Here is a 15,065-nt window from a genome sequence, read left to right as displayed (position 1 = left end):
TAAGTTAGTGCTCTGCTGTACGCGTAAACGGGCAAACATGGCTTGCTTGCTACCAGTTTGCCCCAAGGTTCACGCCGCCGCTACTTTTTGATTAAGAGTAGTTAAAAGTGTCTCTACTTGCTCAAAGCGTTGCTCGCTGGTTTCCATTGTGAATTCAAACCGTAAGGTGTCTGAGCCATCCAGACGGTAGTGCTGAGGTGAGGTTTGAATCAGCTTGACGAGGGTTAATGGGTCAACCTGGGTTGTGCCATCAAACAGCACTCGTCCACGGCTGTCACCTGCTTCAATACGGCTAATCCCCAGCTGTTCGGCGCGTTGGCGCAGCTTGGTTTGGCGAACCAGATTCTTGAGTGGCTGGGGCAGCAGGCCAAAACGGTCGATCAGCTCTACCTGCAGTTCTTTAAGCTCGGCATCGCTTTGGGTATTGGCGATGCGCTTATACATGACAAGCCGCTGCTGCACATCGTGAATATAATCGTCTGGGATTAAAGCAGGTAAGTTTAGGCTAATTTCTACGCCAGTGTTGAAGGGGGCGTCGATATTAGGCGTTTTCCCCGCTCGGATAGCCTTAACGGCACGGTCCAGCATTTCCATATAAAGTGTATAGCCGATGGTTTCCATCTGGCCGCTTTGCTCATCGCCTAATAGCTCGCCTGCGCCGCGGATCTCCATATCGTGGCTTGCCAGGGTAAAGCCAGCCCCCAGATCATCGGATGCGCTGATGGCCTCAAGGCGTTTAACTGCGTCGCGCGTCATGGCTTTGGGTGGCGGGGTTAAAAGGTAGGCATATGCTTGATGGTGGCTGCGGCCTACGCGCCCCCGTAGCTGGTGCAGCTGTGCCAGGCCAAACTTGTCGGCACGCTCAATCAAAATGGTGTTGGCGCTTGGGACGTCAATGCCGGTTTCAATAATGGTTGAGCAGACGAGAACGTTAAAGCGCCGGTGATAGAAGTCCGACATCACGCGTTCAAGGCTACGCTCAGGCAGCTGGCCATGAGCCACCGCAACACGGGCTTCAGGCACGAGTTCACGTATCTGCTCCGCGGTGTTCTCAATGGTTTTGACTTCATTGTGTAGAAAGTAGACCTGGCCGCCGCGGAGTATTTCGCGCAGTAAGGCCTCTTTAATCACACTGTTGTCGCGCTGCTGGACGAAGGTTTTGACCGACAGGCGGCGAGCTGGTGGTGTCGCGATAATCGACAGATCGCGGATACCGCTCATCGCCATGTTGAGCGTGCGGGGAATAGGCGTGGCGGTGAGGGTTAAAATATCGATTTCTGCGCGAAGCGCTTTGAGTTTTTCTTTCTGTGCGACGCCAAAACGGTGTTCTTCATCGATGATCAGCAGCCCCATAAGGGGCAGTTCGACGCTTTTGGAGAGCAGTTTATGAGTGCCTATCACAATGTCGGTTTGGCCGCTTTTAATGCTCTCAAGCGTTTGTGCCATCTCTTTGCCTGCCGTAAAGCGTGAGATCAGGCGAATATTGACTGCCGTATCGGCAAAGCGGTCACGAAAATTCTCAAAGTGCTGACGCGCGAGCAGAGTGGTGGGAACCAGCACAACCACTTGGCGGCCTGACTGCACGGCCAGGAAGGCGGCGCGCATGGCGACTTCGGTTTTACCAAACCCGACGTCACCACATACCACGCGATCCATTGGCTGAGGAGACGTCATATCATCAATGACGGCTTCAATGGCAGCATGCTGGTCAGGCGTTTCTTCAAACGGGAAGCTTGCCGAGAAGCGCACATAGTCGTCGCCGGGGCTTTCATAAACCACGCCTTGTTGAGCTTCACGCCGTGCGTAAACATCCAGCAGCTCGGCTGCCGTATCGCGAATTTTCTCAGCCGCTTTGCGGCGCGCTTTTTCCCACTGATCAGAGCCCAGCTTATGCAGCGGCGCCAGCTCATCATCGGCACCGCTATAACGTGAGATTAGGTGGAGGCTATCCACGGGTACATATAGCTTCGCGCCATCGGCGTAAGATAGTGCCAGAAACTCATTGGCCTGGCCGCCCGCGGCCAGGGTTTCAAGCCCCAGGTAGCGGCCTACGCCGTGTGCCTGGTGGACTACGGGCGCGCCTTCACGCAGCTCAGATAGATGCCGAACCGCCAGCTCATTGTCATCGGTGGCCTTTTCACGGCGTCGGCTTTGACGCACTACCTCGCCAAACAGCTCTGTTTCGCTAATCACTGCGATAGTCGGCTGGGTTAGCCACAGGCCGCTATCCACCAGGCTTTCGGTAATGGCGTAAGCGTGTTGGCTCGCCAGGAATGCCTGGAAGCTTTCAACGTGGGGAAGCGACAGTGACAGAGGCGCCAGAATTTCTTCCAGCGCTTCCCGGCGCCCACGTGATTCAGCGACAAACAGAATTCGAGTGTCAGGCTCGCTGTTTAAAAAGCTCTTTAGTTCGCTCAATGGCTGTTTTGCCCGAGCATTGATCGCCAGTGGCGGCAACGCCTTTGCTTCTGGGATTAGCGCGTGGCGCTGCGTTTCATCTTCGGTCAGTTCAATACGCGGACGCGCCTTGATAGCCGAGAACACCTCGCTGACCGGGAAAAAAGCCCGGTGTGGGGGCAGAAGTGGGCGGGTAGGGTCAACCCCCAGATTGATATAGCGCGCCTCTATAGCTTGCCAGTGCTGTTCTGCGGCTTGAAAGACGCCGGGTAATAGAGCAACGCGAGTATCATCGGTAACGTGGTCGAAAAGCGATGCCGTTTCGTCAAAAAAGAGCGGTAAATAGTGCTCCAGGCCCGGGGACGGTATGGCTTTCAAGGCATCGTTATAAAGTGGGCACTGGCGCGGGTCGACATCAAACAAGGTTTCAAACTGCTCACGAAAACAGGCAATCGCGCTGCGGCTAAGTGAGTACTCGTGAGCGGGAAGCAGTTCAATCGTGCCTACTTTATCGGTTGAGCGCTGGCTGCCGGGATCAAAATGCCGCAGGGTATCAATTTCGTCATCAAACAGGTCGATGCGGATTGGCTCATCCATGCCCATGGCAAAAAGATCAATCAGTGCGCCCCGCATGGCGTATTCGCCGGGTTCATAGACGGTTTCGACCGCGCGATATCCTGCTCGGGTCAATGATTCCCTAAAATGTTCGCGGTCAAGTTTGGCGCCTGCCGTCAGCGTCATAACGCGGCCAGCAATATACGACACTGGGGAGAGGCGCTGCATCAGCGTATTAATAGGCACCAGCACGATACCGCGAACGCCGTCCTGAAGTTGGCGTAGCGTACGCAGGCGCGCCGAAACGATATCCTGGTGCGGTGAGAAGCTGTCGTACGGCAGGGTTTCCCAGTCGGGAAACGGCAATACGGGAACGTCGCTGTAAAACGCCAGGTCTTGCTCCAGGCGCTGGGCACTGGCCGTACTGGGCGTAATCACCAATAGAGGTGCGCTGGAGGCAACCTGGGCTAACGCCAATGCAGACGCACTGCCTGGAGGCGCTGTCCAGTAAAGTGTGTCGCGTGTTCCTTGCGGTTGGGGTGGTTCGAGCAGAGAAAATGATGGCATAGTCAGGGTATCGTTTTGCGCTGGAACGGAGATTGGATCATACACGATGACCCGTTTTCCGTCAGAGGGCTAGCCAGGCGCGATTACTACTGCCTATTTTGCGCTTGTAGTCAAACCCCGGTTTCTGTAATACCCCTACATGGTGTGCGACCATCCTTTGATTGCGGGCGGGCCCGAAGGCCGGGATAATGCCTTGGTCATTTGGTTTACGGCCCTGTGGTCGATAGCCGGTTTTAGCGCTTATGATTTTCAGCGCTCGGTTTTTAAGTGCTGTTTTAAGTACAGTTTTAAGTACTGGTTTTTAGCACTCTGTTTCACAAATTTGTTTTTTACCAATCCGTTTTCACAAACCTTATGAGGCCGCACGTGAGTCAGCAAGCTCCCGAGAATGTTTTTGAGGAATGGCAAAACAACCAAGCCTTGGCAGAACAGATGATCCCGCTGGTGGGGCGTCTTTATCGGCAGCACAACGTTGTGGCTACCATGTTTGGACGTTCGCTGATCAACCAGTCGGTTATCCGGATTCTGAAAGACCATCGCTTTGTGCGTAAAATCGAAGGCACAGAGCTGTCGGTTGAAGATACGTTCCCGATTGTTGAAGCGATGATTGCGCTTAACCTTGGTCCGGCCCATGTAGATGTGGGTAAACTGGCGGTAATGTTTAAAAAGCAGGGTGGCGGCGATCTGAATGCTTTCCTGCGTAATGAGTTGCACGACATTATTGATGGTTATCAGCCTGGCGCCAGCAAGGGCGAGCCGCAAGATGTAGTGCTTTACGGTTTTGGCCGTATTGGACGTTTGCTGGCGCGCGTACTGGTTGAAAAAGCCGGTGGCGGTAATCTGTTGCGTCTACGTGCGATTGTGGTGCGTGGACGGGGCGATGTGGCTAAAGATCTTGAAAAGCGTGCCAGCTTGCTGCGCCGTGACTCTGTGCATGGTCCGTTTGAAGGCACAATTTCCGTTAACGTCGAGGCGCGTACGCTCACCGTGAATGGTAATGTTGTTCAGGTGATTTATGCCGATTCACCCAGTGAAATCGACTACACCACTTACGGTATCAATAATGCCGTTATCGTCGATAACACTGGTATCTGGCGCGATGAAGCAGGCCTCGGTCAGCATCTTGAGTGCAAGGGCGCGGCCAAGGCGCTGTTGACTGCACCGGGTAAAGGCGACATCAAAAATATCGTTTATGGTATTAACCATAAAACCATCGGTGAAAATGATCGCATCGTGTCGGCAGCTTCCTGCACCACTAACGCTATCGTGCCGGTACTCAAAGTATTAAACGATGAGTATGGGGTAGAGGTGGGGCATGTTGAAACGGTTCACGCCTATACCAATGACCAGAACCTGATCGACAACTATCACAAGGGCGATCGTCGTGGCCGTAGCGCGGCGCTCAACATGGTATTAACGGAAACCGGCGCCGCCAAGGCCGTTTCAAAGGCGTTGCCCGAATTGGAAGGCAAGCTTACCGGTAATGCTATTCGTGTGCCTACGCCGAACGTATCCATGGCCATTTTGAACCTGACGCTGAATAAATCGACCGACGCTGACGCGTTAAATGATTACCTGCGTAAAATGTCCATTGATTCGGATTATCAAAAGCAGATCGACTTCGTGGACTCTGCAGAAGTGGTGTCGTCAGATTTTGTCGGTAACCGCCACGCTGGTATTGTGGATGCCAAAGCAACGATTGCTAATGACAATCACGCCGTCGTTTACGTATGGTACGACAACGAATTCGGCTACAGCTGCCAGGTAATTCGTATTCTGCAGCACATGTCCAATGTCGAATTTTTAAAACTGCCGCGCCAGCATTAAGGCGGTTTTATTGGAGTTGGCCGCGTTTCGCGATTTTAAACTCTTTTATCAAGCACTTTGAACGCCACCTACGGGTGGCGTTTTTTTATGGCAAAATCAATAGTTATTGAAATTTATATAACACTTTTTGAGAGTGTCAGGGATGTGGTCATTGGCCGCGCTTATCTTTATAATACGGTAGATTTTTCGGGGTGGTTCAAGCAGTGCTTGGGCCTGACTGGTAACAATCTGACAGAAAATAACAATTCACTGGGCAGAAAATAAGCATTCGAACCCCTTACCTTCGTATATCCGATCCATCAACTGGGCGAGACTATGATCGAAGTCAAAAAAGGCCTGGATCTCCCCATCACGGGAGCGCCCGAGCAGCGTATTGAAGATGCGCAGCCTGTGCGTTACGTGGCAATCCTAGGCACTGACTACGTTGGCATGAAGCCAACCATGGAAGTTCAGGAAGGGGATAAGGTCAAACTGGGCCAACTGCTCTTTACCGATAAGAAAGTTGAAGGTGTGCGCTTTACGGCACCGGCAAGCGGTGAAGTAGTAGCAATAAACCGTGGCGAAAAGCGTCGCCTGCTGTCGGTAGTGATTAAAGTTGACGAAAATGAAGAAGCGATGACATTCGCCTCTCATGATCGCGCTTCTTTAGCACAACTCGACCGACAGCTGGTAGTCGATCAACTGGTTGAATCGGGACTCTGGACGGCATTACGCACGCGTCCATTCTCGCGTACGCCAGCAATTGACAGTAAACCTGCCGATATCTTCGTAACAGCGGTGGACACCCATCCGTTAAGCGCTGATCCAGCAGTAATCATTAATGAAGAATCCCAGGCATTCGAAGATGGCCTCAAGGTGCTAACCCGCCTGACCGAGGGCAACGTTTTCTTATGTACCGGGGCTGATGGCACGATCCCAGGAAAAGATATTGATGGTGTGACCGCCGAAAGTTTTGCCGGTCCGCACCCGGCGGGCCTGGTGGGCACGCATATTCATTACCTTTCGCCGGTCGCGCTACACAAACACGTCTGGCATATCGGCTATCAGGATGTGATTGCGTTCGGCAAACTATTTGCTGAAGGTAAGCTGAGCACTGATCGAGTGGTTGCTATTGGTGGCCCGCGTGCTGAGAAGCCGCGCCTTATCCGCACCCGTGTTGGGGCAAGTACTGATGAACTCCTGGCGGGTGAAATCATCAAACCTGATGACACTCGGGTGATTTCCGGTTCTGTTTTCTCTGGCTTTACGGCTGAAGGAAATCTGACTTATCTAGGACGTTTCAGCAACCAGATCAGCCTGCTTGAAGAAGGCAATAAGCGCGCCTTGCTGGGCTGGCTGTCGTTGGGCGCTGACCGTCACTCGATTTTGGGTATTTATCTTTCCCGCATTAAAGGCCTGCGCAACTATGCGCCGACGACCTCCACTAATGGCTCTGAACGTGCCATGGTGCCAGTAGGTTCGTACGAAGCCGTTATGCCGTTGGATATCATGCCGACCCAGCTGCTTCGTTCGCTGATCGTGGGCGACATTGAAGTTGCCATGCAACTTGGGTGTCTTGAGCTAGACGAAGAGGATCTGGCGCTGTGCACATACGTTTGCCCCGGCAAATATGAGTATGGCCCTATCCTGCGTGACAACCTCACCATGATCGAGAAAGAGGCCTGATAATGGGTATCCGACAAACGCTCGATAATATCGAGCCGCATTTCCATAAAGGCGGCAAGTATGAAAAATTCTATCCGCTGTACGAAGCGGTAGATACAATTTTCTACTCCCCGCCCAGCGTTGCTAAAACCACGGCTCACGTGCGCGATGGTATCGATCTGAAGCGCATCATGATCACCGTTTGGCTTTGTACCTTTCCGGCCATGTTCTTTGGTATGTGGAACGCTGGCTGGCAGGCGAACGTGGCAATCGATGCAGGCTATGCCTCCATGGGTGGCTGGCGCGAAGCTATTCTGATGACATTGGCGTCAGGGCATGATTCAAGCAGCCTGTGGGCCAACTTTGTATTGGGTGCAACGTACTTTCTGCCTATCTACCTGGTGACGTTTGCCATCGGTGGCTTCTGGGAAGTGCTGTTTGCCATCAAGCGTGGCCACGAAGTCAATGAAGGTTTCTTCGTGACCTCGGTGCTCTACGCACTGATTCTTCCGGCAACCATCCCGCTTTGGCAAGTGGCGCTCGGTATTACCTTTGGTGTCGTGATCGGCAAGGAAATTTTTGGCGGTACTGGCAAAAACTTCCTTAACCCGGCGCTAACCGGTCGTGCCTTTCTCTACTTTGCATACCCGGCGCAGATTTCTGGTGACGCTATCTGGGTAGCCGCTGACGGTTACACGGGTGCGACAGCGCTCTCCATGGCTTTCCAGGATGGCATGGATACACTGACCAACACCTTCAGCTGGTGGGACGCTTTCCTTGGCTTTGTGCCTGGCTCGGTGGGTGAAGTGTCTACGCTTGCTATCATGATAGGTGCGTTGGTGCTGCTCTATACCCGCATCGCTTCCTGGCGAATTATGCTGGGCGTGTTCCTTGGAATGGTGGCGACCAGCGCATTGTTCAATCTGATCGGTTCAGACACCAACCCCATGTTTGATATGCCGTGGTACTGGCACTTTGTGGTCGGTGGCTTTGCATTTGGTATGGTCTTCATGGCAACTGATCCGGTATCTGCTTCAATGACCAACCAGGGTCGTCTGATCTTTGGCGCGTTGATTGGTGTATTGACAGTGCTGATCCGAGTGGTTAACCCGGCCTTCCCAGAAGGCATCATGTTAGCTATTTTGTTTGCCAACCTGTTTGCTCCATTGATTGACCATTTCTTCGTCCAGGCCAATATCAAACGCCGTATCAAGCGTACTGGCGTACCGGCCGAGGAGACAGCCTAATGGCACAAGGTAACAACTCAATCAAGAAGATCCTGATTGTTGCGTTTGCACTGTGTATCGTGTGCTCGGTTATCGTTTCGACGGCCGCCGTAGCGCTGCGTCCCACTCAGCAGCTCAACCAGGAATTAGACCGTAAAACCAACATCCTTAACGTGGCGCGTTTATACGAGCCGGGTATGGATGTCGAGGAAGAGTTCCAGGCCCAGATCACGCCACGCGTGGTTGAACTTGAAACCGGTGAATATACCGATGAGTTTGACCCTGAAACGTTTGACGGATTTGAGGCTGCGCGTGACCCGGCAACGGGCCGCACGCTGTCTGGCGACCGTGACATCGCGGGTCTTTCTCGGGTTGAGAACTACGCAACCGTTTATCTGGTAGGTGATGAAGAAAACCCGGATCAGATCGTTCTGCCCATTCGTGGTCAGGGCCTCTGGGGTCGTATGATGGGGTTTCTGTCCATTGAAGGCGACGGTAATACCATCATCAGTATCACTTATTACGACCACAGCGAAACGCCGGGTCTAGGTGCGGAAGTTAACAACCCACGTTGGCAGGCTCAGTGGGAAGGCAAAGAGATTTACGCTGAAGAGGGCGATCTCTCACCGGCCATCCACCTGACTAAAGGCGGCGCTAGCAACGAAAACGAAGTAGACGCGTTATCCGGTGCTACGCTCACCAGTAATGGTGTCACCAACATGCTGCAGTTTTGGCTGAGCGAAGAAGGTTTTGCACCGTACCTTGCGACATTCCGCAGCGGTACAGAGCCGGAAGACGCCGAAAACACCGAGACTGACTTCGAAGACGGTGAGGGGGCTTAATCATGGCGGACGTAAATGCAAAAAGCGTATTAATAGCGCCAATTTTTCAGAACAACCCGATTGCACTTCAGATATTGGGTATTTGTTCGGCGCTGGCGGTAACTACCAGCATGAGCGTGTCGTTGGTAATGGCGTTGGCCGTTATCTTTGTAACGGCGCTTTCTAGCTTCTTCGTATCGCTGATCCGGAATCATATTCCTTCCGCGATCCGTATCATCGTGCAGATGACCATCATTGCCTCGCTGGTAATCGTGGTTGACCAGATCCTCAAAGCCTACGCTTATGAAATGTCTAAACAGCTGTCGGTGTTTGTTGGTCTGATCATTACCAATTGTATCGTTATGGGCCGTGCTGAAGGCTTCGCCATGTCCAATACGCCCGGTATGTCGTTTCTAGACGGTATCGGTAACGGTCTGGGCTATGGTTTCGTGCTCTTGGTGGTTGGCTTCTTCCGCGAGTTGTTGGGCGCTGGTAGCGTGTTTGGCTTTACCATTCTGCCGACGGTTCAAAACGGCGGTTGGTATGTGCCCAACGGTCTGCTGCTGTTGCCGCCATCTGCCTTCTTTATTATCGGTCTGTTGATTTGGGTACTGCGCTCAGTCAATCCCGAGCAGGTAGAAGTGACCGAGTTCAAAATGAAGGAAAACTCAAAGCCACAGGAGGCCGTGTAACATGGAACACTATTTAAGCCTTTTCGTTGCTTCGGTTTTCGTCGAGAACATGGCGCTGGCCTTCTTCCTGGGCATGTGTACTTTCCTTGCCGTATCCAAGAAGGTTTCTTCAGCGATCGGTCTAGGCATTGCCGTCATCGTGGTACTGACCGTCACCGTGCCGGTTAACAACCTTGTCTACACTTACTTGCTGCAAGAAGGTGCGTTGACATGGACCGGTATCAGCGGTGCTGAAAATATCGATCTTTCGTTCCTGGGTCTGCTCTCCTATATCGGGGTTATTGCGGCACTGGTACAAATCATGGAGATGTTCCTTGATAAGTACGTGCCCTCGCTCTACAACGCGCTGGGTGTATTCCTGCCGTTAATCACCGTTAACTGCGCCATCCTGGGCGGCGTACTGTTCATGGTAGAGCGTAGCTATAACTTCGGTGAGGCGGTGGTATACGGCTTTGGTGCGGGCACCGGTTGGGCGTTGGCCATTGCCGCGCTTGCAGGTATTCGCGAAAAGCTGAAATACAGCGATGTGCCTGGAGGCCTGCAGGGGCTGGGTATCACGTTCATCACCGTGGGTCTGATGTCGCTGGGCTTTATGTCCTTCTCGGGCATTCAGCTCTAATCGGGACTGGTTTTTCCCGGCGGTGATGCATCGCCGGGTTACAGGAAACCTCAGCAATAGGAAACCGATATGGTTGATACAACTATCATCTTGCTCGGTGTTGTCATGTTCACGGTCATCGTTATCAGCTTAACGGCGATCATTCTGGCAGCGCGTAGCAAGCTAGTGAGTAGCGGGGATGTGACGATTGAAGTCAATCACGACCCCGAACACACCCTGAAGACTCAGGCTGGCGGCAAGCTTTTGAACACGCTAGCGGCAAACGGTATTTTTCTCTCCTCTGCGTGCGGTGGCGGTGGTTCTTGCGCCCAGTGTAAGTGCCGTGTTGAAGAGGGCGGCGGCTCGATTCTGCCTACCGAAGAGTCCCACTTCACCATGCGTGAAAAGAAAGAGGGCTGGCGGCTCTCTTGTCAGGTGCCGGTTAAGCAGGACATGAAGGTAGAAGTACCTGAAGAAGTGTTTGGCGTTAAGAAATGGGAAACCGAGGTTATCGCTAACCCGAACGTCGCTACCTTCATCAAGGAGCTGAACCTGAAACTGCCTGAAGGTGAAGAAGTTGCCTTCCGTGCCGGTGGTTATGTCCAGCTGGTCGCACCGCCTTACGATATTAAATTCGCCGATTTCGATATCGAAGAAGAGTATCGTGGTGATTGGGAAAAGTTTGGCATATTCGACGTTGCCCACAAGAACAATGAGGAAGTGATTCGCGCTTACTCCATGGCGAACTACCCGGAAGAAAAGGGTATCCTCAAGTTCAATATTCGTATTGCGACACCGCCTCCTGGCAGCAGCCATCCGCCGGGCCTGATGTCTACCTATGTTTTCAGTCTGAAGGCGGGTGACAAGGTAACGGTAATGGGTCCGTTTGGTGAGTTCTTCGCCAAGGATACCGATGCTGAAATGATCTTTATCGGCGGTGGTGCCGGTATGGCGCCAATGCGTAGCCATATCTTTGACCAGCTTAAGCGTCTTAAGTCAGATCGTAAGATGTCTTTCTGGTACGGTGCTCGCTCCTGGCGTGAAACCTTCTACAACGAAGAGTACGACCAGTTGGCAGAAGAGTTCCCGAACTTTGAGTGGCACTTGGCGCTTTCCGACCCGCAGCCTGAAGATAATTGGGAAGGCCCAACCGGCTTTATCCATAACGTGCTGTTTGAAAACTATCTGAAGGATCACCCTGCGCCTGAAGATTGTGAGTACTACATGTGTGGGCCGCCCATGATGAACGCCTCTGTGATTAAGCTGCTGCTTGATCTCGGCGTTGAGCCTGAAAACATCATGTTGGATGATTTCGGCGGATAAGTAATGATTCATTAGTACATGCCCTTTGGGCGCATTGGGGGCTGGCCGTAAGGTTGGCCCCTTTGTTTATGAATAGGGCTAAACGGGGCAAAACCTGCATTACCTGTGCGAATAGCCACCTGCGCTAATAAGTGTCTGGCGGCTAAGGTACAATAGAGGTAATGATGAATGACTGAAGGGCACTAATTGCCTTAACTGTTGTCGGCAGGTGGTGCATCAAAAGCAATGCTGGGAGGTTTACATGGCAATCTGGCTACTGGTATTTGGTTTTATGGCGCTGATTATGAGCGCGATGGCGGTTGGCGTTCTAATGGGCCGTAAACCTATCGCAGGCTCCTGCGGTGGTTTAAACCAAATTGGCATGAAAGACGGCTGCGATATTTGCGGCGGTAAAGATGAAGTATGCGAAGAAGAGAACCGCAAGCGGAGCGGCGTGCGTCGGCGTAGCGATGAAAGTCGTGGTGCAGACCTGGGCTATGACGTAACGCGGCGATAAAGCCACTCTTGAAGGGCTTAGCAGGCGCAGCCGAGTGATCCGCTGCGCCTAATTATTGGGGAAAGAGGAGACGCAGAGAGTATGGCGGTTCACAATTACGATGTCGTGGTTATTGGTACAGGTCCCGCAGGGGAAAGTGCTGCTATCAACGCTGCAAAGCACGGTAAGCGCGTGGCGATTATCGAAAAGCAGGCACAGGTGGGTGGTAACTGTACGCACTGGGGCACTATTCCCTCAAAAGCGCTACGCCATCAGGTCAAGCAAATCATGGCGTTCAATACTAACCGCATGTTTCGCGATATCGGTGAGCCCCGCTGGTTTTCTTTTCCAAAAGTAATGGAGCGCTCTCGCGGCACTATCGATAAACAGGTGGAAATGCGCACCACGTTTTATGCCCGCAACCGTATCGACTTGTTCCATGGCATTGCGCGCTTCAAGGATGAGCATACGCTGGTAGTGCGTGACCAGCACGAGGGCATGGAAGAGCTGGTCGCCAAGAAAATCATTATTGCTACCGGCTCACGGCCCTATCGGCCGGCGGATATCAATTTTCGCCATCCGCGTATCTACTGCTCCGATACTATTTTAAGCCTTGAGCACACGCCGCGTACGCTAGTGATCTTCGGTGCTGGCGTTATCGGCTGTGAATACGCGTCAATCTTTTCAGGGCTGGGCCTTAAAGTCGATTTGATCAATAATCGCGAAAGCCTGCTCTCCTTCCTGGATGCTGAGATCAGCGATGCGTTGTCTTATCATTTGCGTAAACACGGTGTATTGATCCGTCATAATGAAGATTACGCAAGTGTTGAAGGCGATGAATCCGGCGTGGTGGTACATCTCAAATCAGGTAAGAAAATCCGCGCCGATGCCTTTTTGTGGGCTAACGGGCGGACCGGTAACACGGATAGCCTGGGGCTTGAGAATATTGGCCTGGAAGCCAATGGGCGTGGTCAGCTTAGTGTTGATGAGCATTATCGGACGTCGATTCCGCATATTTATGCAGCTGGCGATGTTATCGGTTGGCCAAGTCTTGCCAGCGCGGCTTACGACCAGGGGCTCAATTCATGTAACGAGCTGCTTGATAAAGAGTATCGCTTTGTTAGTGATGTACCCACCGGCATCTACACCATTCCCGAAATCAGTTCGTTTGGCCCTAACGAACGTGAACTTACCGAAGCAAAAGTCCCTTATGAAGTCGGTAAGGCGTTCTTTAAAGACACCGCGCGGGCGCAAATCACTGGCGACGTGGTGGGGATGCTGAAAATCCTGTTTCACCAAGACACACTGGAGATTCTGGGTATCCACTGCTTTGGCGATCAGGCCTCGGAGATACTGCATATCGGCCAGGCAATTATGCAGCAGCCGGGCGAAGCCAATACTCTCAAGTACTTCGTGAATACGACGTTTAACTACCCGACCATGGCAGAAGCGTATCGGGTAGCAGCACAAAATGGCTTGAACCGAGTGTTTTAAAGCGCCATCAATTGAGTAGCACGTTGTTACTAATATTTTATTGAAACAACGCGTTGCTTTAAAAAAGGGGCCGAGCGGCCCCTTTTGCGTATGTCTAATACTCGTCCAAGAGCTGCTGGGCGCGTTCCTGCCAACTGCCTTCAATCGACGCCGCTTGCATCAAGGCATCACGTGCCTCATCAGGCTTGTTCTGCTGTAGTCGCAGTATCCCTAGATTTAGCCATGCTGCCCCCATTTGGGCATCATATTGAGTTGCCGCGTCAAAAGCTGCCATGGCTTTCTCCGGCTGCCCATCGGCATACAGGGCGTTGCCCAGCGCAAACTGACTTAGCGGATTGCTCGGATAGCGGGCAATAAGGGCTTGCCAACTGCTCAAGGCTTCTTTTGGCCCGTGGATTTCTTCATAAGCGCTAATAGCTTCCAAGGCATTACGCGCGGTAATACCTTCCGGCAGGGTACCTGGGTCGGCAACAATAAACCCCCAGCGGTCGCTGCGTGCCCAGGTGGCATCAAATCGGCTGAACGACAGGGTGTGTCGCTCACGTTCACCACTGCGCAGGATGAGCGTTTCATCGGGTAAATCAAACCCGATCGCGACCGCATAGTGCCACATTGGGTAAATAGGCAAAGAAAGGTTCTGCATCACCACGACCGGGTCGCCGTTAGCTAAATGGTTTAACAGCGCATCCATGGTGCCGCGAATGGGGTAGGCAAGCTGTTGGTGGCGACGGACGGTGGCCAGCATTTCAGGTTGAACACTGCCGTCGCGTCCTGGCAAGAATACTTGCGGGATCAGCTGATCTACGTCTACCTCAACACCCTGATAATTCAACACCATGGCAAGCGTTGCCGGGCCGCACTGGTACTCGGTTTGAGCAAAAAACGGTACGGTACGATTTTCTACCTGAGGGGTTAAAGCTTCGTAGGTGCTGTCGAGTAACACCGGGCTACGTGCGCAGGCAGCAAGCAGTAGAGTAAGCATAAAAACGCCCGCAAAGCGGGCGTAGGGTAACAACGTTTTCATAGTGACTGGCTTAGCGGGTAAACGGATAAACGTCGGTCAAACCGAGAATATCAGTAATCAGCAAAATGATGAAAACGGCAAACAAAGCGCCGATAACACCGCCACCAGCGCCGGCAGGTAGCTGATCAAGCTGCTGAGCCATTTGCTGTGCTTCAGCATCGCTCAACGCGGCAACACGAGCGTCTACTTCATCAAGATCCACACCCTGCTTTAGCAGCTGGTCCTGTACGTCGGCACGAGCCAGAATTTCATTGATTTTCTCACGGTCAGCACCGGCACGATCACCTGCTAAAACAGACTGAGTTGAAACTAGATCCATGGATTGCGGAGCGGCAGGCGCAGCAGCAACGGGCAGGCTGGTGATCACGAGCGCCGCGATTAAGAGCGTAGAGAGGTAAGCGCGCAATGTTTTCATCGTCTTC

Annotated in this window: 12 protein-coding genes; 9 read left to right on the top strand and 3 right to left on the bottom strand. The window is 52.6% G+C overall.

Annotated features, from left to right (window positions below; translation table 11 throughout):
- Positions 1-69: 69 nt before the first annotated feature.
- The gene (gene mfd / locus D467_RS0109570) at positions 70-3,519 is read right to left on the bottom strand and encodes a transcription-repair coupling factor (protein ID WP_026285700.1); all 3,450 of its coding nucleotides are present in this window, start codon (positions 3,517-3,519) and stop codon (positions 70-72) included.
- 366 nt (positions 3,520-3,885) lie between these two features.
- On the opposite strand from mfd, the gene D467_RS0109560 reads away from it, so the two are divergent.
- The 9 genes from D467_RS0109560 (at position 3,886) to sthA (ending at position 13,619) form a co-directional block, all read left to right on the top strand.
- A complete protein-coding gene (locus tag D467_RS0109560; RefSeq protein WP_018917292.1) occupies positions 3,886-5,346 on the top strand; it encodes a glyceraldehyde-3-phosphate dehydrogenase in 1,461 nt (486 codons plus the stop codon).
- 315 nt (positions 5,347-5,661) lie between these two features.
- Entirely contained in the window at positions 5,662-7,011 is a 1,350-nt protein-coding gene (locus D467_RS0109555) for a Na(+)-translocating NADH-quinone reductase subunit A (protein ID WP_018917291.1), read from the top strand.
- A 2-nt stretch (positions 7,012-7,013) separates the two neighbouring features.
- Positions 7,014-8,237 (top strand): NADH:ubiquinone reductase (Na(+)-transporting) subunit B, encoded by a 1,224-nt coding sequence (locus D467_RS0109550; protein WP_018917290.1) that lies wholly within the window; start codon positions 7,014-7,016, stop codon positions 8,235-8,237.
- Complete coding sequence (locus tag D467_RS0109545) at positions 8,237-9,058, top strand: Na(+)-translocating NADH-quinone reductase subunit C (protein WP_018917289.1); 822 nt, start codon at positions 8,237-8,239, stop codon at positions 9,056-9,058. Before D467_RS0109550 ends, D467_RS0109545 begins: the two co-directional genes overlap by 1 nt.
- Before the next feature lie 2 nt (positions 9,059-9,060).
- Positions 9,061-9,729, top strand: coding sequence for an NADH:ubiquinone reductase (Na(+)-transporting) subunit D (locus D467_RS0109540; protein WP_018917288.1), 669 nt, complete (start codon positions 9,061-9,063; stop codon positions 9,727-9,729).
- A 1-nt stretch (position 9,730) separates the two neighbouring features.
- On the top strand, positions 9,731-10,348 hold the full coding sequence (nqrE, locus tag D467_RS0109535; RefSeq protein WP_018917287.1) for an NADH:ubiquinone reductase (Na(+)-transporting) subunit E: 618 nt from the start codon (positions 9,731-9,733) through the stop codon (positions 10,346-10,348).
- 69 nt (positions 10,349-10,417) lie between these two features.
- Complete coding sequence (gene nqrF / locus D467_RS0109530) at positions 10,418-11,650, top strand: NADH:ubiquinone reductase (Na(+)-transporting) subunit F (protein WP_018917286.1); 1,233 nt, start codon at positions 10,418-10,420, stop codon at positions 11,648-11,650.
- 241 nt (positions 11,651-11,891) lie between these two features.
- Positions 11,892-12,146, top strand: coding sequence for a (Na+)-NQR maturation NqrM (gene nqrM / locus D467_RS0109525; protein WP_018917285.1), 255 nt, complete (start codon positions 11,892-11,894; stop codon positions 12,144-12,146).
- An 81-nt stretch (positions 12,147-12,227) separates the two neighbouring features.
- Positions 12,228-13,619 (top strand): Si-specific NAD(P)(+) transhydrogenase, encoded by a 1,392-nt coding sequence (sthA, locus tag D467_RS0109520; protein WP_018917284.1) that lies wholly within the window; start codon positions 12,228-12,230, stop codon positions 13,617-13,619.
- Positions 13,620-13,713: 94 nt separating this feature from the next.
- On the opposite strand, the gene D467_RS0109515 is transcribed toward sthA, so the two are convergent.
- Both D467_RS0109515 and D467_RS0109510 read right to left on the bottom strand, forming a co-directional pair.
- Complete coding sequence (locus D467_RS0109515) at positions 13,714-14,643, bottom strand: PA2778 family cysteine peptidase (protein ID WP_018917283.1); 930 nt, start codon at positions 14,641-14,643, stop codon at positions 13,714-13,716.
- A gap of 10 nt (positions 14,644-14,653) precedes the next feature.
- The gene (locus D467_RS0109510) at positions 14,654-15,058 is read right to left on the bottom strand and encodes a PA2779 family protein (RefSeq protein ID WP_018917282.1); all 405 of its coding nucleotides are present in this window, start codon (positions 15,056-15,058) and stop codon (positions 14,654-14,656) included.
- Positions 15,059-15,065 lie beyond the last annotated feature (7 nt).

It is taken from the genome of Vreelandella zhanjiangensis DSM 21076 (assembly GCF_000377665.1).
Taxonomy (GTDB): domain Bacteria; phylum Pseudomonadota; class Gammaproteobacteria; order Pseudomonadales; family Halomonadaceae; genus Vreelandella; species Vreelandella zhanjiangensis.
The sequence above is the reverse complement of the archived record's forward strand: the minus strand, read 5'-3'. Positions and strand labels throughout refer to the sequence as shown.

What these genes read in the sequence shown, in the direction of transcription:
- D467_RS0109545 (WP_018917289.1), top strand. Translation starts at nt 8,237, where the DNA reads ATGGCACAAGGTAACAACTCAATCAAGAAGATCCTGATTGTTGCGTTT.
- D467_RS0109515 (WP_018917283.1), bottom strand. Translation starts at nt 14,643, where the DNA reads ATGAAAACGTTGTTACCCTACGCCCGCTTTGCGGGCGTTTTTATGCTT.
- sthA (WP_018917284.1), top strand. Translation starts at nt 12,228, where the DNA reads ATGGCGGTTCACAATTACGATGTCGTGGTTATTGGTACAGGTCCCGCA.
- nqrE (WP_018917287.1), top strand. Translation starts at nt 9,731, where the DNA reads ATGGAACACTATTTAAGCCTTTTCGTTGCTTCGGTTTTCGTCGAGAAC.
- D467_RS0109555 (WP_018917291.1), top strand. Translation starts at nt 5,662, where the DNA reads ATGATCGAAGTCAAAAAAGGCCTGGATCTCCCCATCACGGGAGCGCCC.
- D467_RS0109540 (WP_018917288.1), top strand. Translation starts at nt 9,061, where the DNA reads ATGGCGGACGTAAATGCAAAAAGCGTATTAATAGCGCCAATTTTTCAG.
- D467_RS0109510 (WP_018917282.1), bottom strand. Translation starts at nt 15,058, where the DNA reads ATGAAAACATTGCGCGCTTACCTCTCTACGCTCTTAATCGCGGCGCTC.
- nqrM (WP_018917285.1), top strand. Translation starts at nt 11,892, where the DNA reads ATGGCAATCTGGCTACTGGTATTTGGTTTTATGGCGCTGATTATGAGC.
- nqrF (WP_018917286.1), top strand. Translation starts at nt 10,418, where the DNA reads ATGGTTGATACAACTATCATCTTGCTCGGTGTTGTCATGTTCACGGTC.
- D467_RS0109550 (WP_018917290.1), top strand. Translation starts at nt 7,014, where the DNA reads ATGGGTATCCGACAAACGCTCGATAATATCGAGCCGCATTTCCATAAA.
- mfd (WP_026285700.1), bottom strand. Translation starts at nt 3,519, where the DNA reads ATGCCATCATTTTCTCTGCTCGAACCACCCCAACCGCAAGGAACACGC.